Annotated in this window: 24 protein-coding genes; 6 read left to right on the forward strand and 18 right to left on the reverse strand. The window is 57.0% G+C overall.

Features of this window, described 5'->3' with window-relative positions:
* Nucleotides 1-126: 126 nt before the first annotated feature.
* The 11 genes from N7V53_RS03050 to ybjM all read right to left on the reverse strand — a co-directional run bounded on the left by N7V53_RS03050 (nucleotide 127) and on the right by ybjM (nucleotide 11,541).
* Nucleotides 127-2,454 carry an FdhF/YdeP family oxidoreductase gene (locus N7V53_RS03050; RefSeq protein WP_279792003.1) on the reverse strand — a complete coding sequence of 776 codons (2,328 nt, stop codon included), beginning with the start codon at nucleotides 2,452-2,454 and terminating at the stop codon, nucleotides 127-129.
* Nucleotides 2,455-2,565: 111 nt separating this feature from the next.
* The gene (rlmC, locus tag N7V53_RS03055; RefSeq protein ID WP_279792005.1) at nucleotides 2,566-3,693 is read right to left on the reverse strand and encodes a 23S rRNA (uracil(747)-C(5))-methyltransferase RlmC; all 1,128 of its coding nucleotides are present in this window, start codon (nucleotides 3,691-3,693) and stop codon (nucleotides 2,566-2,568) included.
* A 42-nt stretch (nucleotides 3,694-3,735) separates the two neighbouring features.
* On the reverse strand, nucleotides 3,736-4,212 hold the full coding sequence (locus tag N7V53_RS03060; RefSeq protein ID WP_241174967.1) for a YbjO family protein: 477 nt from the start codon (nucleotides 4,210-4,212) through the stop codon (nucleotides 3,736-3,738).
* Nucleotides 4,213-4,278: 66 nt separating this feature from the next.
* Nucleotides 4,279-5,124 carry a putrescine ABC transporter permease PotI gene (gene potI, locus N7V53_RS03065; protein WP_023481845.1) on the reverse strand — a complete coding sequence of 282 codons (846 nt, stop codon included), beginning with the start codon at nucleotides 5,122-5,124 and terminating at the stop codon, nucleotides 4,279-4,281.
* Nucleotides 5,121-6,074: a putrescine ABC transporter permease PotH gene (gene potH, locus N7V53_RS03070; RefSeq protein WP_023481728.1), complete on the reverse strand. Its 954-nt coding sequence runs from the start codon at nucleotides 6,072-6,074 to the stop codon at nucleotides 5,121-5,123. The genes potI and potH overlap by 4 nt, the downstream gene beginning before the upstream one ends.
* 9 nt (nucleotides 6,075-6,083) lie before the next feature.
* Nucleotides 6,084-7,217, reverse strand: a complete 1,134-nt coding sequence (gene potG / locus N7V53_RS03075) for a putrescine ABC transporter ATP-binding subunit PotG (RefSeq protein ID WP_023481693.1) — start codon at nucleotides 7,215-7,217, stop codon at nucleotides 6,084-6,086.
* Nucleotides 7,218-7,356: 139 nt separating this feature from the next.
* Nucleotides 7,357-8,469, reverse strand: a complete 1,113-nt coding sequence (gene potF, locus N7V53_RS03080) for a spermidine/putrescine ABC transporter substrate-binding protein PotF (RefSeq protein WP_124968921.1) — start codon at nucleotides 8,467-8,469, stop codon at nucleotides 7,357-7,359.
* A gap of 349 nt (nucleotides 8,470-8,818) precedes the next feature.
* Nucleotides 8,819-9,301, reverse strand: coding sequence for a YbjN domain-containing protein (locus N7V53_RS03085; protein ID WP_023481410.1), 483 nt, complete (start codon nucleotides 9,299-9,301; stop codon nucleotides 8,819-8,821).
* An 85-nt stretch (nucleotides 9,302-9,386) separates the two neighbouring features.
* On the reverse strand, nucleotides 9,387-10,289 hold the full coding sequence (gene rimK, locus N7V53_RS03090; RefSeq protein ID WP_279792011.1) for a 30S ribosomal protein S6--L-glutamate ligase: 903 nt from the start codon (nucleotides 10,287-10,289) through the stop codon (nucleotides 9,387-9,389).
* Between the two features lie 73 nt (nucleotides 10,290-10,362).
* Nucleotides 10,363-11,085, reverse strand: a complete 723-nt coding sequence (nfsA, locus tag N7V53_RS03095) for an oxygen-insensitive NADPH nitroreductase (protein WP_139965040.1) — start codon at nucleotides 11,083-11,085, stop codon at nucleotides 10,363-10,365.
* An 84-nt stretch (nucleotides 11,086-11,169) separates the two neighbouring features.
* Complete coding sequence (ybjM, locus tag N7V53_RS03100) at nucleotides 11,170-11,541, reverse strand: inner membrane protein YbjM (protein WP_042718565.1); 372 nt, start codon at nucleotides 11,539-11,541, stop codon at nucleotides 11,170-11,172.
* A 280-nt stretch (nucleotides 11,542-11,821) separates the two neighbouring features.
* On the opposite strand from ybjM, the gene N7V53_RS03105 reads away from it, so the two are divergent.
* Nucleotides 11,822-13,507: an aspartate:alanine antiporter gene (locus N7V53_RS03105; RefSeq protein ID WP_023481407.1), complete on the forward strand. Its 1,686-nt coding sequence runs from the start codon at nucleotides 11,822-11,824 to the stop codon at nucleotides 13,505-13,507.
* Nucleotides 13,508-13,867: 360 nt separating this feature from the next.
* Here N7V53_RS03105 and N7V53_RS03110 read toward each other — a convergent pair whose 3' ends face one another.
* The 3 genes from N7V53_RS03110 to N7V53_RS03120 all read right to left on the reverse strand — a co-directional run bounded on the left by N7V53_RS03110 (nucleotide 13,868) and on the right by N7V53_RS03120 (nucleotide 15,252).
* Complete coding sequence (locus tag N7V53_RS03110; protein WP_279792015.1) at nucleotides 13,868-14,047, reverse strand: hypothetical protein; 180 nt, start codon at nucleotides 14,045-14,047, stop codon at nucleotides 13,868-13,870.
* A gap of 197 nt (nucleotides 14,048-14,244) precedes the next feature.
* Complete coding sequence (locus tag N7V53_RS03115) at nucleotides 14,245-14,709, reverse strand: hypothetical protein (protein ID WP_279792017.1); 465 nt, start codon at nucleotides 14,707-14,709, stop codon at nucleotides 14,245-14,247.
* Nucleotides 14,710-14,784: 75 nt separating this feature from the next.
* Nucleotides 14,785-15,252 (reverse strand): hypothetical protein, encoded by a 468-nt coding sequence (locus N7V53_RS03120; protein ID WP_279792019.1) that lies wholly within the window; start codon nucleotides 15,250-15,252, stop codon nucleotides 14,785-14,787.
* A 166-nt stretch (nucleotides 15,253-15,418) separates the two neighbouring features.
* Here N7V53_RS03120 and N7V53_RS03125 point away from each other — a divergent pair, with 166 nt between their 5' ends.
* Nucleotides 15,419-16,621: an MFS transporter gene (locus N7V53_RS03125; RefSeq protein WP_270220574.1), complete on the forward strand. Its 1,203-nt coding sequence runs from the start codon at nucleotides 15,419-15,421 to the stop codon at nucleotides 16,619-16,621.
* Nucleotides 16,622-16,652: 31 nt separating this feature from the next.
* Here N7V53_RS03125 and N7V53_RS03130 read toward each other — a convergent pair whose 3' ends face one another.
* On the reverse strand, nucleotides 16,653-17,885 hold the full coding sequence (locus N7V53_RS03130; protein WP_023481331.1) for an MFS transporter: 1,233 nt from the start codon (nucleotides 17,883-17,885) through the stop codon (nucleotides 16,653-16,655).
* A gap of 252 nt (nucleotides 17,886-18,137) precedes the next feature.
* On the opposite strand from N7V53_RS03130, the gene ybjG reads away from it, so the two are divergent.
* Nucleotides 18,138-18,746 carry an undecaprenyl-diphosphate phosphatase gene (gene ybjG, locus N7V53_RS03135; RefSeq protein ID WP_279792021.1) on the forward strand — a complete coding sequence of 203 codons (609 nt, stop codon included), beginning with the start codon at nucleotides 18,138-18,140 and terminating at the stop codon, nucleotides 18,744-18,746.
* A gap of 64 nt (nucleotides 18,747-18,810) precedes the next feature.
* Nucleotides 18,811-19,569 carry a DNA-binding transcriptional repressor DeoR gene (gene deoR / locus N7V53_RS03140; RefSeq protein ID WP_279792022.1) on the forward strand — a complete coding sequence of 253 codons (759 nt, stop codon included), beginning with the start codon at nucleotides 18,811-18,813 and terminating at the stop codon, nucleotides 19,567-19,569.
* 29 nt (nucleotides 19,570-19,598) lie between these two features.
* Here deoR and dacC read toward each other — a convergent pair whose 3' ends face one another.
* Entirely contained in the window at nucleotides 19,599-20,801 is a 1,203-nt protein-coding gene (dacC, locus tag N7V53_RS03145) for a serine-type D-Ala-D-Ala carboxypeptidase (RefSeq protein WP_023481806.1), read from the reverse strand.
* Nucleotides 20,802-21,034: 233 nt separating this feature from the next.
* On the opposite strand from dacC, the gene N7V53_RS03150 reads away from it, so the two are divergent.
* Complete coding sequence (locus N7V53_RS03150; protein ID WP_279792023.1) at nucleotides 21,035-21,664, forward strand: glutathione S-transferase family protein; 630 nt, start codon at nucleotides 21,035-21,037, stop codon at nucleotides 21,662-21,664.
* A 200-nt stretch (nucleotides 21,665-21,864) separates the two neighbouring features.
* On the opposite strand, the gene N7V53_RS03155 is transcribed toward N7V53_RS03150, so the two are convergent.
* Nucleotides 21,865-22,971 (reverse strand): PQQ-dependent sugar dehydrogenase, encoded by a 1,107-nt coding sequence (locus N7V53_RS03155; protein WP_279792024.1) that lies wholly within the window; start codon nucleotides 22,969-22,971, stop codon nucleotides 21,865-21,867.
* A 130-nt stretch (nucleotides 22,972-23,101) separates the two neighbouring features.
* Nucleotides 23,102-23,485, reverse strand: coding sequence for a biofilm formation regulator BssR (locus tag N7V53_RS03160; protein WP_023481846.1), 384 nt, complete (start codon nucleotides 23,483-23,485; stop codon nucleotides 23,102-23,104).
* Between the two features lie 183 nt (nucleotides 23,486-23,668).
* Here N7V53_RS03160 and N7V53_RS03165 point away from each other — a divergent pair, with 183 nt between their 5' ends.
* A complete protein-coding gene (locus N7V53_RS03165) occupies nucleotides 23,669-24,034 on the forward strand; it encodes an SH3 domain-containing protein (RefSeq protein ID WP_279792026.1) in 366 nt (121 codons plus the stop codon).
* The last annotated feature ends 8 nt before the right edge of the window (nucleotides 24,035-24,042 follow it).

The raw sequence follows: 24,042 nt of genomic DNA on the forward strand, positions 1-24,042 counted from the left end.
ATGCCCGATGGCGCTGCGCTTATCGGGCCTACGGACGGTCTGATTCTCTCGTCAACCGCCATCCGGCAATGAACTCCGCGCCAATGCCTGATGGCGTTTCGCTTATCGGGCCTACGGGTTTCGCATTTAACGCCGTGCGCCCGAGGTGGCGACCGGCGTTTCTACGCGCTCCATCGCAATCGGGATGCTTTTATACGCCGGAATGCCGCTTTTGGTGTCGTGGCTGTCCAGCGGCACCAGAATATTGGCCTCCGGGTAATAGGCCCCTACCGAACCGGGTGCCATATCGATCACCACAACCGTCAGGTTATCCATCCGCCGCGAGGTGGGGTTCCCCTCGGGATCGAGCGCCACCACATTCACCTGATCGCCGACGCGCAGCTCGCGTCTCTCCGCCTCATCGGCATTGATAAACAGCACGTCCCGTCGCCCGGTCACGCCGCGATAACGATCATTCAGCCCGTAAAGCGTGGTGTTGTACTGATCGTGGCTGCGCAGGGTGGTGAGCACCAGGTCGTGGCACTTGAGCGAGCGCGGATCCTCATTAATCCCCTGCATCACTTTAAATTCGGCAAAGCCCGACGGCGTATTCCACTCGCGCTCGGAGGCGGCATTACGCAGGCGGAAGCCGCCCGGTTGTTTGACCCGTTCATTGAAATTAGCAAACGCCGGGAAGACCGCTTCGATGGCGTCGCGAATATTGCTGTAGTCGTTAACCATCCGGTCCCAGTTCACCACCGTCTGCGGCAGCGTCGCTTTGGCAAGGGCCGCCACCAGCGCCGGCTCCGACTTCAGGTGCGGTGAAGCAGGGTTTAACGATCCGCGCGAAGCGTGCACCATCGACATCGAATCCTCCACCGTCACGCTCTGCGCACCGGATAACTGCTCATCGGTTTCGGTACGCCCAATCACCGGGAAGAGGTAGTTGTGTTTGCCGAGCAGCAGATGGGAGCGGTTCAGTTTGGTCGCCATATGCACCACCAGATCGAGCTTGCGCATCGCCGGGAAGGTGACCTGCGGATCGGAGATCGCTTCAGCCAGATTACCGCCCAGGCAGAGCAGCGCATTCACTTTGCCGTCGCGCATCGCCTGAATGGCGGCCACCGCGCCGTGCCCATGCTCACGCGGCGGTTTAAAACCAAACACCCGTTCAAGGCTATCGAGAAACTCGGTAGAGGGAATTTCAGTGATGCCAACGGTACGGTCGCCCTGCACATTGGAGTGGCCGCGCAGCGGGCAGATCCCCGCCCCTTTCTTACCAATATTGCCGCGCAGCAGTAGCAGGTTGGCAATCTGCTGCACGTTTTGCGTGCCGTACTGATGCTGAGTAATACCCATGCCGTAGCAGATAATGGTGCGTTCAGAGTCGGCGTAAAGCCGGGCGATGTTCTGGATCTCCTCGCGCTCCATGCCGGAGACTTTCAGGATATGGTCCCAGTCGGTGGCGTCGAGATCGGCTTTCAGCTCCGCAAAACCCTGCGTGTGCTGGCGGATAAACACCTCATCGATTACGCCCGGCTCTCCGTTCGCCAACGCCTGCTCGTGCATCGACAGCAGGATCTTCATGACGCCTTTCAGCATCGCCGCATCACCGCCGACGCGCACTTTGTAGTAGGTCGAGGCAAGTTTGGTTGAGCTAAGGGCCAGCATCTCTATCGGGCTTTGCGGTGAGGTAAAGCGCTCAAGGCCGCGCTCGCGCAGCGGGTTAATGGCGACGATGGTCGCGCCGCGTTTTGAGACTTCCCGCAGCGTACCGAGCATGCGCGGATGGTTAGTGCCGGGGTTATGACCGATGCAGAGCACCAGGTCGCAGTGGTCAAAATCCTCCAGTTCGACGGTGCCTTTACCGACGCCAATCGACTCCGGCAGCCCGACGCTGGTCGGCTCATGACACATATTCGAGCAGTCGGGGAAGTTGTTGGTGCCATATTCACGGGCAAAGAGTTGCCAGAGAAACGCCGCTTCGTTGGAGGCGCGACCGGAGGTGTAAAACTCCACGCTATTTGGATCGTCATAGCTTTGCAGCAGCGCGCCAATCTCCTGAAATGCAGTCTCCCACTCAATCGCCTGATAGGTGTCGCTCTCAGCGTCATATTTCATCGGATGGGTTAAGCGCCCCTCACCTTCCAGCTCAAAGGCGTTGCGCTGCCACAGTTCGCTGACGGTGTGCGCCGCGAAGAACTCCGGCGTCGCGCGTTTGCTGGTCGCCTCCCAGGAGACGGCTTTGGCACCATTTTCACAAAACTCAAATGAGGAGGTGTGCTGCGGATCCGGCCACGCACAGCCGGGGCAGTCAAAGCCCTGCGGCTGGTTTACTTTAAATAGCGCAATCACATCCTGCTTAACGGACATCTGCCCACGCAGCGCATCGGCTACCGCTTTTAACGCGCCCCAGCCACCTGCCGAGCCGCCGTATGGCGCGATCCCTACCGTTGATTGTTTCTGCTCTTTCATATTGCCCCACACTGTTCGCGTCGCTTTTTGCTTAAGCCTGGTACAAAAAACGCGCCTGTGGGGCAAAAAAGTCAGTATTTCGTCGCGCCAAATGGCTTTTAAGCGGAAGAATTAACGCCTGATAAGCAGGGTAAGCACTTCGTAGTGGGCAGTATGGGGAAACATATCAAACAGTTGCACGCGCGCGACGCGGTAATCCGCCAGCGCGGCAAAATCCTTCGCCATCGTCTGCGCATTACAGCTGGAGTAGATGATCCACGGCGGCGCCATGCGGCTCAGGTAGTCACACAGCTCTGCGCCAATGCCGCGACGCGGCGGGTTGACCAGCACCAGATCCGGCACCGACTCCTGCGCGGTGGCAAAACGGGTTGAGTCGAGCGCCTGGAAGTGAAGATTGTGCAGCCCCAGCGCCTCGGCGGATTGCGTCGCGCAGGCGATCGCTTCCGGCGCGATCTCAATCCCGGTCAGCTTCATCTCCGGCGTGGCACAGTGCAGGCCAAAGCCGCCAACGCCGCAGAAGAGATCCCACATATGGTTGACCGGGAGTTGGCGCACCCAGTCGCGCGCTGTGGCGTAGAGCTGGCTGGCGACCGCCGGGTTGGTCTGGAAAAAGCTCTGCGGGCGGATAGCAAGCGGCACACCGTTGAAGTTCTCCGCCAGCGCCTGCTGGTCGGTAAGAAAGATCTCCCTCTCCCCTTCCATGATCGCCATATGCACCGGCTGGATATTTACCGAGATCACCTTCAGCTGCGGCAATTGCGCCTGTAACACCGGCAGCGCGGCGCGCAACTGCTCAACTTTCGCCTCTGAGCGCAGCACAAAGCGCAGCATCATGCCGCCGTCGAGCTGGCTTTCGGTCAATAAGAGATATTTCAGTTCCCCGCGTTTGCGCGCCACGTTATAGGGCGTTAACCCGGCGCGGGCGATAAAGGGTTTCAGGGCGGCAAATACCGGGGCGAAGGTATCCGGGTAGAGCGGGCAGGCAGTGAGATCTTCCGGCGTCCCGTCGCGGTGCAGCATGCCGAGCAGCGGTTTTTCAACGCTGCCGCTGACCACCATCTTCGCTTTATTACGAAAGCCCTGCTCCGGGCCGCTCACCGGCTCGCACCATGACTCCACCGCAAAGGGGGCGAGCAGTGCGCGCAGATGATCCATCTTGGCGGAGAGTTGCAACGGGAGCGGCTGGTCGATCCACTCACAGGAGCGGCAGCGACCGGCGTCGAAGAGAGCGCACTGCATAGATAAAGCCTTTCAATTTGCGGGGGCGGGATTGTACCACCGTTATTGCAGACGGAAAAAGCGTCGGCTCGGCGTCGGCACAAAGAGCAGGAACAGCACCAGCAGATCGGGAAGCTTTTGCATCACCAGCGAGTGGAAGATCTCACGCCGCGAACTGCCGGCGATGCTGAAGAGTTCCGGGTAGCCATAGCCCAGTGACGCGGCCCACAGGTAGGCGGTCGAGGTGAGTTGCGTTATCAGATAGAGCCAGCGCGCCCAGCGCCGCCCTTTTATCACCGAGAAGGCGCAGAGGATCTCGACAAAGACCAGCATCAGGCTGCCAAGGAAAATCAGCGTCAGGCTCCAGGTCTGGGCGCTGCGGTGCACGAAGTCGAGCAGCCCGCGCCAGCCGAGCAGGTTCATGATCATCAGCACGTCGACACAGCGAATGGTAATGATGGCGATAGCCGCCACCTGAACCAGCGCCGGTATATTTGGCGTCGCGTGGTGCGTGGTTTTGTTGAAGAACCCCAATTCCATGATTTCCCTGTGAAAAATGCCGCGCAAGCGCGGCATCAACGACACAATTTCCAGATTCTAATGAGTTCAGCCCTGTCTTGCACGCTGGATATCACGCTGGCGCTGTTTTTCCGCTCTCGCCATCAGGAACCAGGCGATAAGACCGACAATCCCCACCACGCCGAGAATAATCGATGCCAGCGCGTTGATCTCCGGGTTGACCCCCATGCGCACACTGGAGAAGACCAGCATCGGCAGCGTAGTGGCACCAGGACCGGAGACAAAACTGGCGATCACCAGGTCATCCAGTGACAGGGTAAAGGCCAGCAGCCAGCCGGAGACAATCGCCGGCATGATCATCGGCAGCGTGATAACAAAGAAGACCTTCAGCGGCGTTGCGCCAAGATCCATCGCCGCCTCTTCAATTGAGCGATCCAGCTCGCGCAACCGCGAGGAGATCACCACCGCGACATAGGCGGTACAGAAAGTGACGTGCGCCAGCCAGATGGTGAGCATGCCGCGATCCGCCGGCCAGCCGATGGCGTGTGCCAGCGCGACAAACAGCAGCAGCAGCGACAGGCCGGTGATCACATCCGGCATTACCAGCGGCGCGGTGATCATAAAGGCAAAGCCGTTCGCGCCGCGAAAGCGCCCGAAACGCACCATCACTACCGCCGCGATGGTGCCTAAAATCACCGCCATCGTCGCCGCGCAGGCGGCAATCGTCAGGCTTAAGCCCACCGCGCTCATCATCGCATCATCGTGGAACAGCTCGCTGTACCAGCGCGTTGACCAGCCAGCCCACACCGTGACCAGTTTTGAGCTGTTAAAAGAGTAGACCACCAGCATCAACATGGGGGCATAAAGGAAGGTGAAACCTATCACCAGGATCAGGATGCGCCAGGGCGAGCGCACTACCGGTAAATTGCTCATGCCTTCTCCCCCGTCTGTTTCTGCTGATGCTTGTGGAACCACATGATCGGCACAATCAACAGCAGCAGCATAATCACCGCCACCGCCGAGGCCACCGGCCAGTCGCGGTTATTAAAGAACTCCTGCCACAACACGCGGCCAATCATAATGCTGTCCGGCCCACCGAGCAGTTCCGGGATCACGAACTCACCGACCGCCGGAATAAACACCAGCATCGAACCGGCGATAATTCCCCCTTTGGTCAGCGGCACAATCACGCTGAAGAAGGTTTTCAGCGGACGCGCGCCAAGATCGAGAGACGCTTCCACCAGCGAGTAGTCAATACGCGTCAGCGCGGTGTAGATCGGCAGCACCATAAACGGCAGATAGGCATAGACAATGCCGATATAGACCGCGAGATTGGTGTGCAGAATGGTCAGCGGCTGATCGATAACCCCCAGCCAGAGCAGAAAGTTGTTCAGCACGCCGTTGTTTTTCAGGATCCCCATCCAGGCGTAAACGCGGATCAGAAACGAGGTCCACGACGGCAAAATCACCAGCAGCAGCAGGATATTGCGCGTCGACGGCTTACTGTGCGCCACCGCCCACGCCAGCGGATAGCCGAGCAGCAGACAGCAGATCGTCGAGATGCCCGCTACCTGCAACGACTGTAAATAAGCCTCGATATAGAGCGGATCGTCGGTCAGTTGCAGGAAGTTGCCGAGATTAAGCGTAATCGTCAGCTGCCCGTCGGCCCACTCCAGCAGATCGGTATAGGGTGGGATTTGGCGCGCCATCTCCGCGAGGCTGATTTTGAAGACGATCAAAAACGGCAGCAGAAACAGCAGCGTCAGCCAGATATAGGGCAGCGCAATCACCAGCTTGCGCCCGTGGCGCATTTGCAGGCGCGCCAGCCACAGCTTTACACCGCCCGGTTTTGTTACGCGGGCCGGTGGCTCGAGTGTACTCATCGCCGCTCCTTAAACCGTCAGAACCACACAACTGTCGGCATCCCAGCAGAGACGCACTTCATCGCCCCATGTTGGCGCACCTTTGCGGTAGCGATGCGCGTTTTGCAGCTGGGCACTGATCATCTGCCCGCTCTGCAACCGCACGTGATAAATAGAGAGATCGCCGAGGTAGGCGATATGCACCACTTCGCCGACGGCAAAGTTGTAGCCATCGGCCGGCGGATCGTCGCACAGCATGATCTTCTCCGGGCGCAGTGCCACGTAGACCGGCACGTTATCCACCACCGAGGCATCGGGGTCGACTTTCAGCGGATGCACCAGCCCCGGCGACTCAATTACCAGACCATCTTCCTGACGATCCTTCAGCAACCCTTCGAAGACATTGACCGAGCCGATAAACTCGGCGCTGTAGCGGGTGGTCGGATGCTCGTAAATCTCTTCCGGCTCGCCAATCTGCACAAATTTGCCGCGGTTCATAATGGCGATACGCCCGGCCATGGTCATCGCCTCTTCCTGATCGTGGGTCACCATCACGCAGGTAACGCCGACGCGCTCAAGAATATCGACCACTTCCAGCTGCATACGGTCGCGCAGCTTTTTATCCAGCGCGCCCATCGGCTCATCAAGCAGCAGCAGCTTCGGCCGCTTGGCGAGGCTGCGCGCCAGCGCCACACGCTGACGCTGACCGCCAGAGAGCTGGTGCGGCTTGCGTTTGGCAAACTCACTCATGTGCACCAGGTGCAGCATTTCGGCGACGCGGCTGGCGATCTCCGCTTTCGGCAGCTTGTCCTGCTTGAGGCCAAAAGCGATATTCTGCTCAACGGTCATGTGCGGGAAGAGCGCGTAGGACTGGAACATCATATTGATCGGGCGCAGGTAGGGCGGCACGTGGGCGAGGTCGACGCCGTCGAGCATAATCTGCCCGTGGGTCGGCTGCTCAAAGCCTGCCAGCATGCGCAGCAGCGTCGATTTACCGCAGCCCGATGCGCCGAGCAGGGCAAAGATTTCGCCTTTATAGATAGTCAGGCTGACATCATCCACGGCGTGCTGGCCGTCGAAAGATTTGGTCAGGTTACGGATCTCCAGCAGCGGCGTCAGAACCTTGCGGCTCTTCGCCTGCGGGCGGGGAATAGCGTCATTCACTACGGTGCTCTCCGGCATAAGCATCACCCTGCTTCAACAGGTTGTCGTACAGATGACGGGACAGCAGGTGCGCCCACTGTCCCGTTTTGGGGCGGCTGCACCGGCGCGGTGCAGCGCTTTCACCAGTCAGGTGATTGATTTATTTGCCGCTTTTGACTTTCGTCCAGGCGCGGGTGCGTACGCGGTCAATTTTCGGCTCCTGCACTTTCAGCGTGAAGAGTTTGGCGAACACGTCCGGCGGCGGGAAGATTGCCGGGTTGTTACGCACCTCTTCGCTGATCAGCGGTACAGAAGCTTTGTTGCCGTTCGCGTAGTAGACGTGGTCGCTGATGTGCGCCATCACGTCGGGACGCATCAGGTAGTTGAGGAACTGGTAGGCTTCATCGGTGTTTTTGGCATCTTTCGGCATGGCGAAGACGTCGAAGAAGGCCAGCGCCCCTTCCTTCGGAATGATGTAGTTGATGTTAACGCCGTTCTTCGCCTCTTTCGCGCGGTTAGCCGCCTGCCAGACGTCGCCCGCCCAGCCGATAGCCACGCAGATATCGCCGTTGGCGAGATCGTTAATGTATTGCGAAGAGTGGAAGTAACGGATATTTGGACGCAGCTTCAGCAGCAGATCTGTCGCCGGGCCGGTGTAATCATCCGCTTTGGTGCTGTTGGGATCTTTGCCGAGGTAGTTCAGCACGGTGGCGAAAATCTCTTCCGGCGCATCAAGGAAGGAGACGCCGCAGCTCTTCAGCTTCTCAAGGTTTTCCGGCTTCAGCACCACATCCCAACTATCGATCGGCACATCTTTGCCAAGCACCGCTTTGACTTTATCAACGTTGTAGCCAATACCGGTGGTCGCCCACAGGTAGGGGAAAGCGTATTTGTTATCCGGGTCGTGTTTCGCGACCATTTTCAACACTTCCGGATCGAGGTTTTTCCAGTTCGGCAGCTTACTCTTATCAAGCGGCTGGAACACGCCCGCCGAGAGCTGGCGCTCAAGGAAGCTGGCGGACGGAACGACGAGATCGAACCCGGTGCTGCCAGCCATTAATTTGCCTTCCAGCACTTCGTTGGAGTCGAACACGTCGTAAACCACTTTAATGCCGGTCTCTTTCTCAAAATTTGCGACGGTGTCCGGCGCAATATAGTCAGACCAGTTGTACACATGCAGCGTCTTTTGCCCGGCGGCAAGCGTGCTGGCAGAGAGAGCCATTAACGCACCCGCAACAAGACCCGATACCCATTTTTTTCTTGAGGCACTCATATCTCATTCCTTCTGGAAAGCTCGTTAAGCTACGAACTAAATCTACGCTTTCTGGGATATGCAAGATTCATGCATAGTTTGTCACTCTGCTCTGCGCCGGAGAACAAAATCGCTCCGGCAGACGCCGCATGCTTTTTAAAGCAGCGCAAGAATAACTGTAGCCAGGGTTTGAGGCTATAGGGCAGATAAAAAACCGCCTTTTATCAATTTTTTATGCAATAAGTCTCTATGGGATAAGCCAGAAGGCGAGGAATGATGGTGAATCATTCTTTAAAGAAAGGTTAAAAGCAGAATAAAAAATGTGGCTACGCAGCCGCCGTGGTAGCGGCTACGTTAATCGATGCGGGAATCAGTGGAGAAAATTGTTCGGCTCGTCGTCGCCGGCCAGCAGATCTTCCTCGCCCGGCGTGAAAAGGAGCTGGTGCGCGTTGGCTTCCATAATCACCATCGAGACCTGCTCTTCGCTCTGGCGCATAAACCAAGCGAACTGCTCAAAGGCGATGCCGGGGCCGATGCTGAGGGTCTGACACACCACCAGCTTCGGCAGATTATCATCCTGCATATCGAGGAAGGCTTTGACCGTCAGCGAGCTGGCGTTGATCGCCGAGAGATCCGCCGCCAGCGCCAGCAGCGCGGAGGGTTTTACTTCCGCCATGGCGGTAAAGAGCAGAACATCATTGACCAGGTCGACTTTCGCATCGAACACGCCGTCAAAATTCTGCATATGCGGCAGGTGCAGCGCCTGGCAGGTGTCGCACTCAAAAAAGTTAATGCTGAGTTGATCAAGCCATTGGCGAAGCGTGTCCAGACCGGGGACGACCAGTGAATCCATAGAAAACGTGCTCTGTTGGGGAAAAAATTGCCCATAGCTTACGCAAAAAGCCGTGGGCACACCATGCTCAGGCAGGAAAATCCTCTTAGCCGCCGGTTTTCAGGCAGAAGCCGGGCATCGCCTGGCGCTCGATCCAGTGGATCATTCGCCCGGCAATATCCAGCCCTGAGGCTTTTTCGATCCCTTCCAGCCCCGGCGAGGCGTTGACTTCCATCACCAGCGGGCCGCGGTTGGCGCGCAAAATATCGACCCCGGCGACATCAAGCCCGAGCGTCTGCGCCGCTGCCAGCGCGATCTCCCGCTCGCGCGGCGTGATCTCGACTACGGTCGCCTGCCCGCCACGGTGCAAATTGGAGCGGAAATCCCCCGCTTTCGCCCGCCGCTCAATCGCCGCTACCACTTCGTTGCCGATCACCAGGCAGCGGATGTCGCACCCTTTCGCTTCCGCAATAAACTCCTGCACCAGAATATGGGCATTTAGACCGCGAAAGGCGTCAATCACGCTCTCTGCCGCCTGGCGGGTCTCCGCCAGCACCACGCCAATCCCCTGCGTGCCCTCCACCAGTTTCACCACCAGCGGCGCGCCGCCGACCATATCGATCAGATCGCTGGTGTCATCGGGCGAATGGGCAATGCCGGTGATTGGCAAGTCGATCCCCTGGCGCGCCAGCAGTTGCAGGGAGCGCAGCTTGTCGCGGGCGCGGGTGATGGCAACCGATTCATTGAGCGGATAGCTGCCGAGGATCTCAAACTGGCGCAGCGCGGCGGTGCCATAAAAGGTGATGGCCGAGCCGATGCGCGGGATCACCGCATCATAATGGGGAAGCTGGCGGCCTTTGTAATGAATCGAGGAGGCGGCCGGGGTGATGTTCATATAACAGGAGAGCGGATCGAGGATCTCAATCTGGTGCCCGCGCTGCACAGCGGCTTCACGCAGGCGTTTACAGGAGTAAAGCGTTCCATCCCGGGATAATACGGCTATTTTCACCCTGCACCTCGCGCAGAAGACCAGTTAAAAGCCTGCGTATCATACACGCAGCACGGGGCAGGATGAACGGGTATTAGCGCGTTGCCCAGCCCTGTTTATGCAAATAGTCGAGAATAAACGGACGGCTCTCTTTAATGATGGTGCGACGGATATGATCGCTCCAGTTATCGCGGCGCTTATTGCTGTCGCGCGTCATATAGTAGTGCTCCAGTTCCGCGTCGTACTCCGCCAGTTTCTCTTTGTCGAGCGGCTGGTAGTGGTTTTCATGCACCAGCATTGAAGCCGGCATACGCGGTTTGATGTCCGGATTATCGGCAGGCCAGCCGAGGCAGAGACCAAACAGCGGCAGCACCTGCTTCGGGATACGCAGCAGTTCGCCGACCGCTTCGATATTGTTACGGATACCGCCAATATAGACGCCGCCCAGCCCCAGCGACTCCGCGGCGGTAAAGGCATTTTGCCCCATGATGGCGGTATCGACCACGCCGAGCAGCAGTTGCTCCGCCAGACCCGGTTTTGCTTCCGGGCAGATCTCAAAGTTGCGGTGGAAATCGGCGCAGAAGATCCAGAACTCGGCCGCCTGCGCGATATGCGGCTGTCCGCCCGCTAACGTTACCAGTTGCTCGCGCATGGCGGGATCGGTGATACGGATAATGGAGCTGCACTGCAAAAAGCTGGAGGTCGATGCCGCCTGTGCGCTGGCGATGATCGCCTCGCGCTGTGCGTCCGTAATAGGCTCATCGGTAAAGTGGCGAATGGAACGATGGGCGCACAGCAATTCAATAGTAGGTGTCATGTTGAATAATCCCCCAGTTAAACAAGTCGTTCAGTATAGGCTAAGCCGCTGCGCTCGTTGTAAGCGGAAGTTGCGGAGAAGCTATCAGACGCGCCGCCGCGCGCGCGCAATCCGGTAAACGAAATCGCAGCCAAGGCCGCCGAGGGCGCACCAGAACATGGCGCTAAAGAGCCAGGCCACCTCCTGCCAGAAGGTGCGTACCGGGGTAAATAAAATATGAATCAAAATATAACAAAGGGGTGCGGCGAGCAGCGCGCCCACCAGCGGCACGATGGCGCGGCGGCGACGGGAGACCAGACCGCCGAGGATGCCTGGCAGGGTAAAGAGCAGCAAACCGGTCGCCGGATCGCCGGGCGCGGGCAGTTTGCCCTGCATATTCATCACCAGAGTGAGACAAATTGCGATAAAAAGGAGTCCACAGCAGATAACGCCGAACCAACTACGCCTGTTCTTCAAACACGCCTCCTGACTTTTTCTCTATCGACGTTTACACCGTTTTAAAGAATGTCGGACGGATAAAGCGTTGCGGCAATTATTGCCTGAATGACACCCGTGCAAACAGACGATTGTCACTAGCCGTTGTTATCTAATGAGATTAAACTAACGGCCAGTTTATGTTTTGTGCGGGGTGTCTGGTGTTGCACGGCTTTAATTTATCCGCCAGCGCATAGGCAAAACACTAGCTCAAATCACCATTTCTATCAACAGCTTACAAGTAAACAAGAAGTTAGACTCCGTGAATATAAACGTCGCAGATTTGTTAAATGGGAATTACATACTGTTATTGTTTGTGGTTCTGGCGCTTGGGCTTTGCCTTGGAAAATTACGACTGGGATCTATCCAACTGGGTAATTCCATTGGCGTTTTAGTCGTTTCCCTATTATTAGGCCAGCAACATTTCAGCATTAACACCGATGCCCTGAACCTCGGCTTTATGCTGTTTATTTTCTGCGTTGGCGTTGAAGCCGGACCTAACTTTTTCTCAATTTTTTTCCGCGACGGTAAGAATTACCTCATGCTGGCGCTGGTATTAGTCGGCAGCGCGCTGTTAATTGCGCTCGGTCTCGGCAAACTCTTTGGCTGGGATATCGGCTTAACCGCCGGGATGCTCGCCGGCTCGATGACCTCAACGCCGGTGCTGGTTGGCGCGGGCGACACGCTGCGCCACTCGGGCATGGAGAGCAGCCAGCTTGCCAGCGCGCTGGACAATCTCAGCCTCGGCTACGCCTTAACGTATCTGATTGGTCTGGTGAGCCTGATCTTTGGTGCCCGCTACTTGCCGAAGTTACAGCACCAGGATTTACAGACCAGCGCCCAGCAGATTGCCCGCGAGCGCGGACTGGATACCGATGCTCACCGCAAAGTCTACCTGCCGGTGATCCGCGCCTATCGCGTCGGGCCGGAACTGGTGGCCTGGGCAGATGGCAAAAATCTGCGCGAGCTGGGGATCTATCGCCAGACCGGCTGCTATATCGAGCGTATTCGCCGCAACGGTATTCTCGCCAACCCGGACGGGGACGCGGTGTTACAGATGGGCGATGAGATCTCGCTGGTCGGCTACCCGGACGCCCATGCACGCCTCGACCCAAGCTTCCGTAACGGGAAAGAGGTTTTCGACCGCGACCTGCTGGATATGCGCATCGTCACCGAAGAGGTGGTGGTGAAAAACCACAATGTGGTCGGCCGCCGCCTGGCGCAGTTGAAGCTGACCGATCACGGCTGCTTCCTTAACCGCGTGATCCGCAGCCAGATTGAGATGCCCATCGACGATAATATCGTGCTCAACAAAGGGGACGTGTTGCAGGTGAGCGGCGATGCGCGGCGCGTGAAAACCATCGCTGACCGCATCGGCTTTATCTCCATTCACAGCCAGGTGACCGACCTGCTCGCCTTCTGCGCCTTCTTTATTGTCGGCCTGATGATCGGCATGATCACTTTCCAGTTCAGCTCCTTCAGCTTCGGCGTCGGTAACGCCGCCGGTCTGCTCTTCGCTGGCATCATGCTCGGCTTCCTGCGCGCAAACCACCCGACGTTTGGTTACATTCCGCAGGGCGCGCTGATGATGGTGAAAGAGTTCGGCCTGATGGTGTTTATGGCCGGGGTCGGTTTAAGCGCCGGGAGCGGCATCGGCAATGGTCTCGGCGTTGTCGGCGGACAGATGCTGATCGCCGGATTGCTTGTCAGCCTCGTGCCGGTGCTGATCTGCTTCCTGTTTGGTGCCTACGTGCTGAAAATGAACCGCGCCCTGCTCTTCGGCGCGATGATGGGCGCACGCACCTGCGCACCGGCAATGGAGATCATCAGCGATACCGCGCGCAGCAACATCCCCGCGCTGGGCTATGCTGGCACCTACGCCATCGCCAACGTACTGCTTACGCTCGCCGGGACATTGATCATCATTATCTGGCCGGGGCTCGGATAACTCCGAAGCTAAGAAATATTTCACTTATTGGCAGAACTTTTTTGTGGGGTGTCAGTCATAACTAGTGCCACTGCTTTTCTTTGATGTCCCCCGATTGTGGAGCCCATCAACCCCGCCGCTTAGGTTCAAGGTTGATGGGTTTTTTGTTGCCAAAAAACATTAAAAACAAGAAATTAAACAGACGTAAACCAACTGATGAGGCTATAACGGCAACAGTGTAAACTCTCAGGTTTCGCTCTTCATTGATTTAAAAACAATGAAAAGGGGCCACCATTGAATGAGTCTCCCGTAGTCTGCATATCGTGCCGGTGTCTTAATGCTTTTATGCTTCGCCTTTCAGAACGTCCATTAACCACGCGATCAGATAGGCCAGGATAAAAAAAACACAAATCCCGCCAATTTAAGCCAGCCATCCAAAACAAACAGGCTACCAAAAGCAGCAAAAGAGCAAATGCCGGTCGATACGCCTTCAACAAGGCTGGCAGACTGAAACCCGATAAATTTGCAAAATTTAGCGAGAGAGGAATGTGCAGATTTCATTCTCAATTCCTTTGCACTGGATCAGGCAGCGGCGAATGTGAATCTGGTTAGGCTCCAGTTCTTTTTCGGCAAGAAAATAAAACATATCCAGATTCATGGGAGAGGTTTTCAGGACGACGACTTCAGCAACCTGGTTTTAAGATGACTCCGCATTTTTGAAATTCAGTCTCGTCAGATATTTATCATGGTCGCGCTTTTCAAAAACTCATCCTGAACCACATCGCCCACAGCATATAAACCCCACCTATCAGGAAGAACCCTCGATAGACGTTAACAATCCCTGACTGGTTGCGCAGGTAAAATTTGATCGGGTTACGGTGCAGGTTGGCTGCATTATGGGTGGTGTGAAACTGCGTCATTTTCTCTGCGCCTTTGCCTGCGAGCGCGATAAAAAAGCTCAGGCCCATAATCGCCATCAGCACCATATAGCTTTTCAGCAGGATCGTCATGGCTGCGACCGTCATCGCGCTGGAGTGGTGTTTAACCAGCACAACCCCATGCTTGCTCAGCGCCATCGCACCGATATTCAGCGCCAGATGCACCGCTATGAATATCCCGAAGTATTTCGCATTCGTTTTAAAGGTGTTTTTGAGGGTGACCTTGAATACCCATGCAAAAAGCGCTGCCGTCGACGCTAACCACATTACCGTGTTGATAATCATCCCTTCCCTGCCTGCATAATGTTGCTCAGTTCATAAAAAAGGGCCTTAGCGGCCCGGAAAGCGGGTATCCTGCCATCAATCGCGCAGCGTGTTAAAAACTTTTTCGTCCACCCCTCTGTCACGGCATAACAACATTTTGTCGTGCGAGGTTTTGCTGAGGCTGAAGTGTTGCCCATCAAAGTGCAGCCCGAAGCCTTTTGTGCCGCAGGTTGATGCGTCTTTAACTCGCCAGATCTTCTGCTCATCCGCCGTAAGCGGATTCCCGAGAATGATAAACAGCGCCTTGATACCGTCTTGCGGATAGGCGAAATGCTTAGGTTGTGTTCCCGTGCTGTGCAGGAAGTAGCATGGCGAATGGAGATCAAGCCCGTAACGCTTTATCGCCCCGTCGGGTGAAGTGACGCTTAACTGGCACTTTTCACCCTCGTCCTGCAACGTCAGGGCGTGCGCTTCATAGGTGAAACTGTCGGTAATAGTGGATTGCGCATAACTCACGTTGCTTGCCAGCAACAATGCAGCTGCGGTATGAATGATAAATCTCACTTTTATTGCTCCCTCAATAAACTATTACCCCAATGTATCATTAACGTAACCGTATGCATTTTCTTAATTATATTGAGTAACCTCATGGCTGTTATTCACCTCCTGCCACCGTAACCACGCAAAAAATGCTAGTGTTACTTCACCTTACTTTTTTTGATGTGAATCTATGACTGAAAACGCCTCCCGAAAAGCCCTGCGCCATCGCTTATGGGCGCTGTTCACCTTCTTTTTCCTCCCCGGATTATTAATGGCCTCATGGGCGTCGCGTACGCCGGCGATCCGCGATGTGCTCTCAGTCTCGACGGCTGAAATGGGCGCGGTGCTGTTTGGCCTGTCGGTCGGGTCGATGAGCGGCATTCTCTCATCGGCATGGCTGGTGAAGCGCTTCGGGGCGCGCAAGGTGATCCGCGCCAGCATGTCCTTCTCGGTGCTCGGGATGGTGATTTTAAGCATTGCCCTGTGGTTTGCCTCGCCGCTGCTCTTTGCCGTCGGTCTGGCCTGCTTTGGCGGCAGCCTGGGCGCGGGCGAAGTGGCGATGAATATCGAAGGTGCGGTGGTTGAGCAGGAGATGAACAAAACCGTGCTGCCGATGATGCATGGCTTTTACAGCCTGGGCACGCTGGTTGGCGCAGGCGTCGGGATGTCGTTAACTGCCCTGGGCATCAGCGCGGATCTGCACATTCTGCTGGCGGCGCTGGTGGCGATTGTGCCGATTATTCTGGCGATCTCCGCCGTGCCGGAGGGAACCGGGCAAAACAGCGCCGAAGAGCACGCGAATCGTCAAAAAGGGATGCCCTTCTGGCGCGATACGCAGTTGCTGCTTATTGGCGTGGTGGTTCTGGCAATGGCGTTTGCCGAAGGCTCTGCTAACGACTGGCTGCCGCTGCTGATGGTAGATGGTCACGGCTTCAGCCCTACTTCCGGCTCGCTGATCTACACCGGTTTTACGCTGGGCATGACCACCGGGCGCTTCTGCGGCGGCTGGTTTATTGACCGCTACAGCCGCGTCGCCGTGGTGCGCGCCAGCGCAATAATGGGCGCGCTGGGCATCGGCCTGATTATTTTTGTCGACAGCGCCTGGGTGGCGGGCTTCTCGGTCATTTTATGGGGATTAGGCGCGTCGCTCGGCTTCCCGCTGACCATCTCGGCGGCCAGCGATACCGGGCCGGATGCCGCAACGCGCGTCAGCGTGGTGGCAACAACGGGTTACCTCGCTTTCCTCGTTGGCCCGCCGCTGCTCGGCTTCCTCGGCGAGCACTACGGATTGCGCAGCGCGATGCTGGTGGTGCTTGGCCTGGTGCTGATTGCCGCGCTGGTGGCGCGCGCGGTGGCAAAACCGGAACCGCAAGCCCAGGCGGAACTTGGCTAACGACAATGGCGGCGGCCTGTGGGCTGCCGCCTTATCCTTCCAGCGAATTCCCCATGCGCTTATCGCGCAGAAATACCACCATCAGCCCCAGCCAGATAATACCGTTCAGCAGATTGAACAGGCTAAACAGCCCGTTGCCGCCGAGCAGCCAGGCATGTTTACTCACCTCAATACCCACGGTGAAGATAAACATCTGCAACATGCCCATCGCCGCTGACACCGTGCCCTTGCTCATCTCGCTAGCGAACAGCGTCAGGCGCACCAGCCCGGCGTTGGCAAGGCCAATCCCGAAGGCGTAAACGCTCAACCCGGCCGTCATCCACAAATAGGCGTGGGAAGAGGCAAATGTGGCAACCGCTGCCAGCAGCAGGCCAGCCACGATCGGCCAGCCGCCAAGGATGATCAGCGCGCGCACGGTGCGCCGCGAGGTCAGCCGCGCCAGCACCAGGTTGCCAACAATCAGCGCGCCGAAAATCGGCACCTGCAACAGGCCATACTCATAGCTGCTGAGCTGTTCGCCGCTGATGATAATAATCGGCGACTGGGCAATCCACGCCAGCAGCGGCAGGCTGACAAAGCCGATCGCCAGCGCGCCCGCGACAAAGCGCACGTTCTTCAGCACTTCGGCGTAATCACGCCACAGAGATTTAAACGACAGCTTCTCGCCGAGACGGGTGGCGGTCTCCGGCATCGCCCGCTGAAGCCCGAAGAAGGAGAAAGCCGCCAGCAGCGCAAAGAGGACGAACATCCCCTCCCACGGCGCGGCATGCACCCAGGCTGCACCCACCAGCGGGCCAAGCAAGGGGGCGATCAGCGCGACGTTGGCCATCAGGGCGGTGATCTTGATACAGACCGCCTCCTCAAACGACTCCTGAATCGCCGCGTACCCCACGGCACCAATAAAGCAGAGGCTGATGCCCTGTAAAAAACGCAGCAGCGTGAACTGCTCAATGTTCTGCGCCAGCAGCGTCGCAAGGCAGGTGACAATAAACCACACCACGCCGGTAAGCATCACCGGGCGACGGCCGATGCGGTCGGAAAGCGGCCCTAACAGCCACTGTAAGAACATGCCGCCTGCCAGGTAGGCAGTCATCGAGGTCGGAACCCACTCAATACCCGCGTTATATTGCTCGACCACCGTTAACATACCGGGCTGAATCATATCGTTGCCGATATAGGTGGAGAATTCGTAAAGCACCAGACAGAGGGGGAATAACAGCGCCCGTCGTCCCAGACGTTGGCCGGAAAGGGTATGGTTTTGCATGCAATCTCTTCCTTTGAAAAATCGCGCAGAGTGTAATCAAAGCCACCGCGCGACGGTAGTGAATTCTCCGGTAAAAACGGATAAAGCACGTATTCACTCGTTTAAGGTTTGCTTAAGTGACAGGGCGTACTCTGAGTCCAGGAATCGTCTAACTCTCTGCGGAGTAAGACAAAACCCCTTTACCCTGTGCCGCACCGCTTTTATGGTGAGCGCTTTGATCAATCCGGACTGTCATCAAAGAGTAATCTGTCTATGTTAGAGAGCCTGAATCACACCCTGTTCTACTGGATTAACGCCACGCCCGACTCGCCCGCCTGGCTCCTGACCGTCGCCCACATTGTTGCCAAAGATCTGATCAATATCGTGCCGCTGCTGGCGGTTGGTCTCTGGCTATGGGGGCCGCGCAGCCAGGTCAGCGCCCAGCGTCAGCTGGTGATCAAAGTGGCACTGGCGATCGTCGTCAGCCTCTCGCTCTCATGGATTTTAGGCCATACCTTTCCCCACGACAGGCCTTTTGTTGATCATGTTGGTTATAACTTCCTGCCACACGCGGCGGATGACTCCTTCCCGAGCGATCACGGTACGGTGATCTTCACCTTTGCCGTTGCGTTTCTTGCCTGGCACCGTTTCTGGTCCGGCGCAGCCCTGATGGTGACGGCGTTCGCCATCGCCTGGTCGCGCGTTTATCTTGGCGTCCACTGGCCGCTGGATATGCTCGGCGGCTTGCTGGTCGGCATCTGCGGCTGCCTGAGCGCACAAATTTTGTGGCAGGCCTTCGGCGAGAAGATTTATCACACCGCACAGCAGATCTATCGCCTCTGTTTTGCCTTGCCGATCCGCCGCGGCTGGGTGCGTGACTAAGCGCCAGGGCGCAGGTAAGATAAAGGCCCCGCTTATGCGGGGCTTTCTTTTATTCGGGTGAATTATGGAAACAAGACGTGACGAGCGGATCAACCAGCTGCTGGCAGCGCTCAAGCGCAGCGATAAGCTGCATCTGAAAGAGGCAGCCAGCCTGCTTGGCGTTTCTGAAATGACCATTCGTCGCGATCTCAGTGCCAACAGCGCCCCGGTGGTGCTGCTCGGCGGCTATATTGTGCTCGAACCGCGCTCTGCCAGCCACTATCTGTTGAGCGATCAGAAAAACCGCCTCGTCGAGGAGAAGCGCCGCGCGGCAAAACTCGCCGCCGCCCTGCTGCAACCGCACCAGATGGCCTTTTTTGACTGCGGCACCACCACGCCGTGGATCATCGACGCACTCCCTCAGGATCTGCCCTTCACCGCCGTCTGCTACTCGCTGAACACCTTTCTGGCACTGCAGGAGAAACCGTTGTGCCGCGCCATTCTCAGCGGCGGCGAATTTCACGCCAGCAACGCCATTTTTAAGCCGCTGAACTTCAATGAAACCCTGAGCAACCTGCGCCCGGACATCGCCTTCTACTCGGCGGCGGGCGTGCACATGGAACAGGGCGCAACCTGCTTTAATCTTGAAGAGCTGCCGGTAAAACACTGGGCGATGAACAGCGCGCAGCGTCATGTGCTGGTGGTCGATCACAGCAAGTTCGGCAAAGTGCGCCCGGCCTGCATGGGCGCGTTAAACCGTTTCGATGTGATTGTCAGCGACCGCCGACCGGATGATGGCCTGGTCAGCGCGGCGAAAAAAGAGCAGATCACCCTTCTCTACTGACCGCGCCCGCCGGGCACGGTCACCTGCGGCTACGAGAACCAGCTACCAAACCACTGGTGGAACTTCAGCAGGACAAAATCCCATATCCGGCCAACGAAGCCCGCTTCATTTACCGCTTCCATCACCACCAGCGGGCGCTGCTCAATGGTTTTATCATTGAGCTGGAAGTTGATGGTGCCCACCACCTGCCCCTTTTTCAGCGGGGCTTCAAGCTCCGGCTGGTTGAGGGTGAAACTCGCTTTCAGGTTTTTAAACTGCCCTTTGGGAATGGTGATCGATCCCGCCTCGCCTGCGCCAAGCTTCACTTCGCTGCTGTCGCCAAACCAGACGCGCTGGCTGACAAAGGTGGCGTCAGGTTTCACCGGCGTTACCGTTTCAAAAAAGCGGAAACCCCAGGTGAGCAGTTTCTCTGACTCGTTAAAGCGGATGCGGTCGGTTTTTGCCCCCAGCACCACGGAGATCAGGCGCATGTCGCCCTGCGTTGCTGAGGCGACGAGGTTGTAGCCAGCCCCTTCGGTGGTGCCGGTTTTCATGCCATCCACGTTCATGCTGGTGCTCCACAGCAGCCGGTTGCGGTTGGGCTGGCGGATCTTATTGAAGGTGAACTCTTTCTCTTTATGGATCGCGTACTCGTCCGGCACGTCATGGATCAGCGCTTTGCCGAGCAGCGCCATATCGCGCGCGGTGCTGAACTGCCCCGGCGCATCAAGCCCGTGCACGGTTTTAAACGTGGTATTGGTCAGCCCGAGCTTTTGCGCATAGCTGTTCATCAGGCTGACAAAGGAGTCCTGGCTACCCGCGACATAATCGGCGATAGCGATGCTGGCATCATTGCCGGACTGAATAATAACCCCTTTATTCAGGTCCTCTACCGATACATGGTCGCCCGGCTTCAGGAACATCAGCGACGAGCCGCGCAGAGCCGGGTTGCCCGTCGCCCAGGCATCTTTGCCAACGGTGACGGTATCGGTGAGGTGAATTTTCCCCGCTTTCAGCGCCTGGCCAACCACATAGCTGGTCATCAGTTTGGTCAGGCTGGCAGGGTCGAGTTTTTCATCGGCGTTGCCCTCGGCCAGCACTTTGCCGCTGGCGTAATCCATCAGGATCCACGCACGGGCATCGACCGGCGGCGCGGCAGGCGTTTGTTCTACTGCATATAACGAAGGAGAGAAGAGAAACAACAGCGCGGAGCCTGCTGCCAGGCCGCGAAGGGATAGAGAGAACTGCGTCATATAAGCCACCCGAGTATCCTTTCAATAAAACGTCACATCACCGTGCCGTAACAAACGGTGAGTAATAACGCACAAACGAAACGAAAAAAACCGCTACTGGGTAAAGTTTTTAAAGTTTACGCAATAACAGCCTGTTGCGCGCCTGTTGTGCATTATTTTTCTAAGTCGTTGCCAGAACGTTAAGTTTCGCCCACGATAGATTCACTGAAACACACTTTTGCACGGGGGTAAAAATGATCACGCTGTGGGGACGGAATAATTCGACGAATGTCAAAAAAGTGCGCTGGCTGCTGGATGAACTGGAGCTGCCGTATGAGCATATTCTGGCGGGCCGGGAGTTTGGCGTTAATCACGATCCTGAATATCTGGCGATGAACCCTAACGGCCTGGTGCCGCTGTTACGCGACGACGAAACCGGTGCCGTGCTGTGGGAGTCGAACACCATTGTTCGCTACCTGGTCGCGCAGTATGGTCAGAGCCGGTTGTGGCTGGAGTCGCCTGCCGAGCGGGCGCAGGGCGATAAGTGGATGGACTGGTCGCTGAGTATGCTGGCACCCAAGCACAGCCCACTGCTGATGAACCTGGTACGAACGGCACCAGAAAAGCGCGATCAGGCGGTGATTGCGTCGTCAAAAGAGGCGCTCGACGGCGCGTTACAGCTGCTTGATAATGAACTGGCAAATACGCCGTGGCTCTCGGGCGAGGCGTTTGGCTGTGGCGATATCGCCGTCGCACCGTTTATCTATAACCTGTTTAATATTCCCGGCCTGAGCTGGGCCACGCATCCGCATTTGCAACGCTGGTACGCACAGCTTTGCGAGCGCCCGGCGTTTCGCCATAACGTGATGATCCCGGTAACGTGATGGCTTGATTGCCGGATGGCGCTGGCGCTTATCCGGCCTACAAAAGCATGGTGCACGCGTAGGCCGGATAAGGCGCAGCCGCCATCCGGCAAGACAAACCGCACCGGCCCTACACCGGATAACTGCGCGCCATCCGGCAAGACAAACCGCACCTGTTCTACACCGAATAACTGCGCGCCATCCGGAATAACACGCCGCGATTACGATGCCGGGCTCACCTTCCACAACTCGCCATTGCTCTCATCGGTTAAGACGTACAAATACCCATCCGGGCCGACGCGCACGTCGCGGATACGGTGATTGCGATCGCCAAGAATGCGGCCATCTTCGCTCACCTTGTTGCCATCGATGCTCATCACAATGACATCCTTATCCTTTAGCGCGCCGATAAAGAGCTTGTTCTGCCACTGCTTAAAGGTGTCCGCATTATAAAAAGCCATGCCGCTCACGGCCGGGGATTCCTTCCAGTAGAAAATTGGCTGCTCGGTTCCCTCGACAATGCCGCCCTTCGCTTCCGGGATCTTCATCCCGCTGTAGTTGATCCCCCAGGTGGCGATCGGCCAGCCGTAATTTTTACCCTTTTCAGGCACGTTGATCTCATCCCCGCCGCGCGGGCCGTGTTCATTCAGCCACAGCGCCTGGCTCCACGGGTTGATCGCCATCCCCTGCGGGTTGCGGATGCCGTAAGACCAGATCTCCGGTCGCGCGCCCTGTTTGCCTGCAAACGGGTTATCCTCCGGCACCTTACCCTGATCCGTCAGCCGCACCAGCTTGCCCTGCAACTTATCCAGATCCTGCGCCGTCGGGCGCTGATTGTTCTCACCCAGCGCTATCCACAGATAGCCTTTGCCATCAAACACCATCCGGCCACCAAAGTGGTTACCGGTCGAGAGTTTTGGCTGCTGGCGGAAAACGGTCTGGAACTGCTCCAGCTGTTTACCATCGTCACTCAGGCGACCAAAGCCGACGGCGGTTCCCGCCTTGCCATCCTGTCCCGCTTCGGCGTAGCTCAGCCATACGCGCCTTGATGAGGCGAAATCAGGTGCCAGCGCCACATCAAGCAATCCCCCCTGACCCTGCGCCCACACTTTCGGCACACCGCTTATCGGATCGGAAAGCCCCTTACCCGCCTGCCAGTGGCGCAGCTCGCCGCCGCGCAGGGTGATCAGCATTCCGCCGTCATCGGGTAAAAAGGCCAGAGCCCAGGGGTGATCGAGTTTAGTTTGCAGGACATCGACGTTGACCGCAGCCGGGGCGGCGAGCACAGAGGTTGAGAGAAACAGTAATGACAGAGGAAGATGGCGCATACGGCACTCCTTTATTAAGCGGTAAGCCTGGATAAAGGTTAGCCATCGATTTCGCGGGTGGGTTTGCTTTTACAAAAGCTTAAGCATAAAGGGGAGCGGGCTCCCCTTATGGTCAGGGTGCGGAAGCACTTCAGGCTTCAGCAAGCGGAGAGTGCTCATTCAGGTATTGAATGCTGTAATCGAGGATATTGAGCGAACGCTCCAGCTTATCGACGTTTACCGAGATAAAGTTGGCGCAATCTCTTCGCCCGCTCATCAGTGAAACGGCGGCGGAAGAGAGCGCCTCTTCGGCACTGTACATGGCGCTGCGCGTATCGCGATCCTGTATCTCTTGCAGTCTTTCGCTTTTATCGCGGATCTCCAGCGCCAGGGCAAAAAACATCTCACGCAGACGATCGTTTTCGTTGACCGACATATACCCTTTCGCTTTGCGCATCTGGATATAGGCCGCAAGGTCTGTTCTGGCAGTCATCAACTTCATTAATAAACGACGAGCGAGTTCATCAGCGGTCATACTTTTACCTCCCTTGTCAGCCATTGGGCAGATCAATAGTATGGCCGCTTTTTGACCAAAAGCATGGGTTTGGTCAATAATATTCTCCTTTTGACGATCTTTTACACAGGCCGCGCCAGCTCTGGGCTGGGCTGCCGTTTCGCTTGTTAAAAAAGCGCTTCGCGACGTCAGGAGATAAGGAGAATGAAAGCAGTCTCTTACCCGGTAAAAAACACCGTAAATGTCATTCGTGACTATCAATCGGCCTATCCCGATCCGCTGACTCTCCGCGAGGGGGAAAGAGCACAAATTAGCCACTGCGATCTGCAATGGCGCGGCTGGATTTGGGTGACATTAGAGTCGGGAAAAGCGGGCTGGGCACCGCAACAGCTCTTTACGCCAGTCAGCGCCCATGAAGGGATCTGCCAGCAGGCCTACTGCGCACACGAACTGACCGTGCAAAGCGGTGAGCAACTTACGGTGCATCAGAGCCTTAACGGCTGGTATCTGGCAGAAAAAGCGGACGGCGACCTCGGCTGGGTGCCGCAGGAGCACGTCGCGCTTGTGTAAGGCTGGCG

It is taken from the genome of Kosakonia sp. HypNH10, from assembly GCF_029850615.1.
GTDB lineage: Bacteria > Pseudomonadota > Gammaproteobacteria > Enterobacterales > Enterobacteriaceae > Kosakonia > Kosakonia cowanii.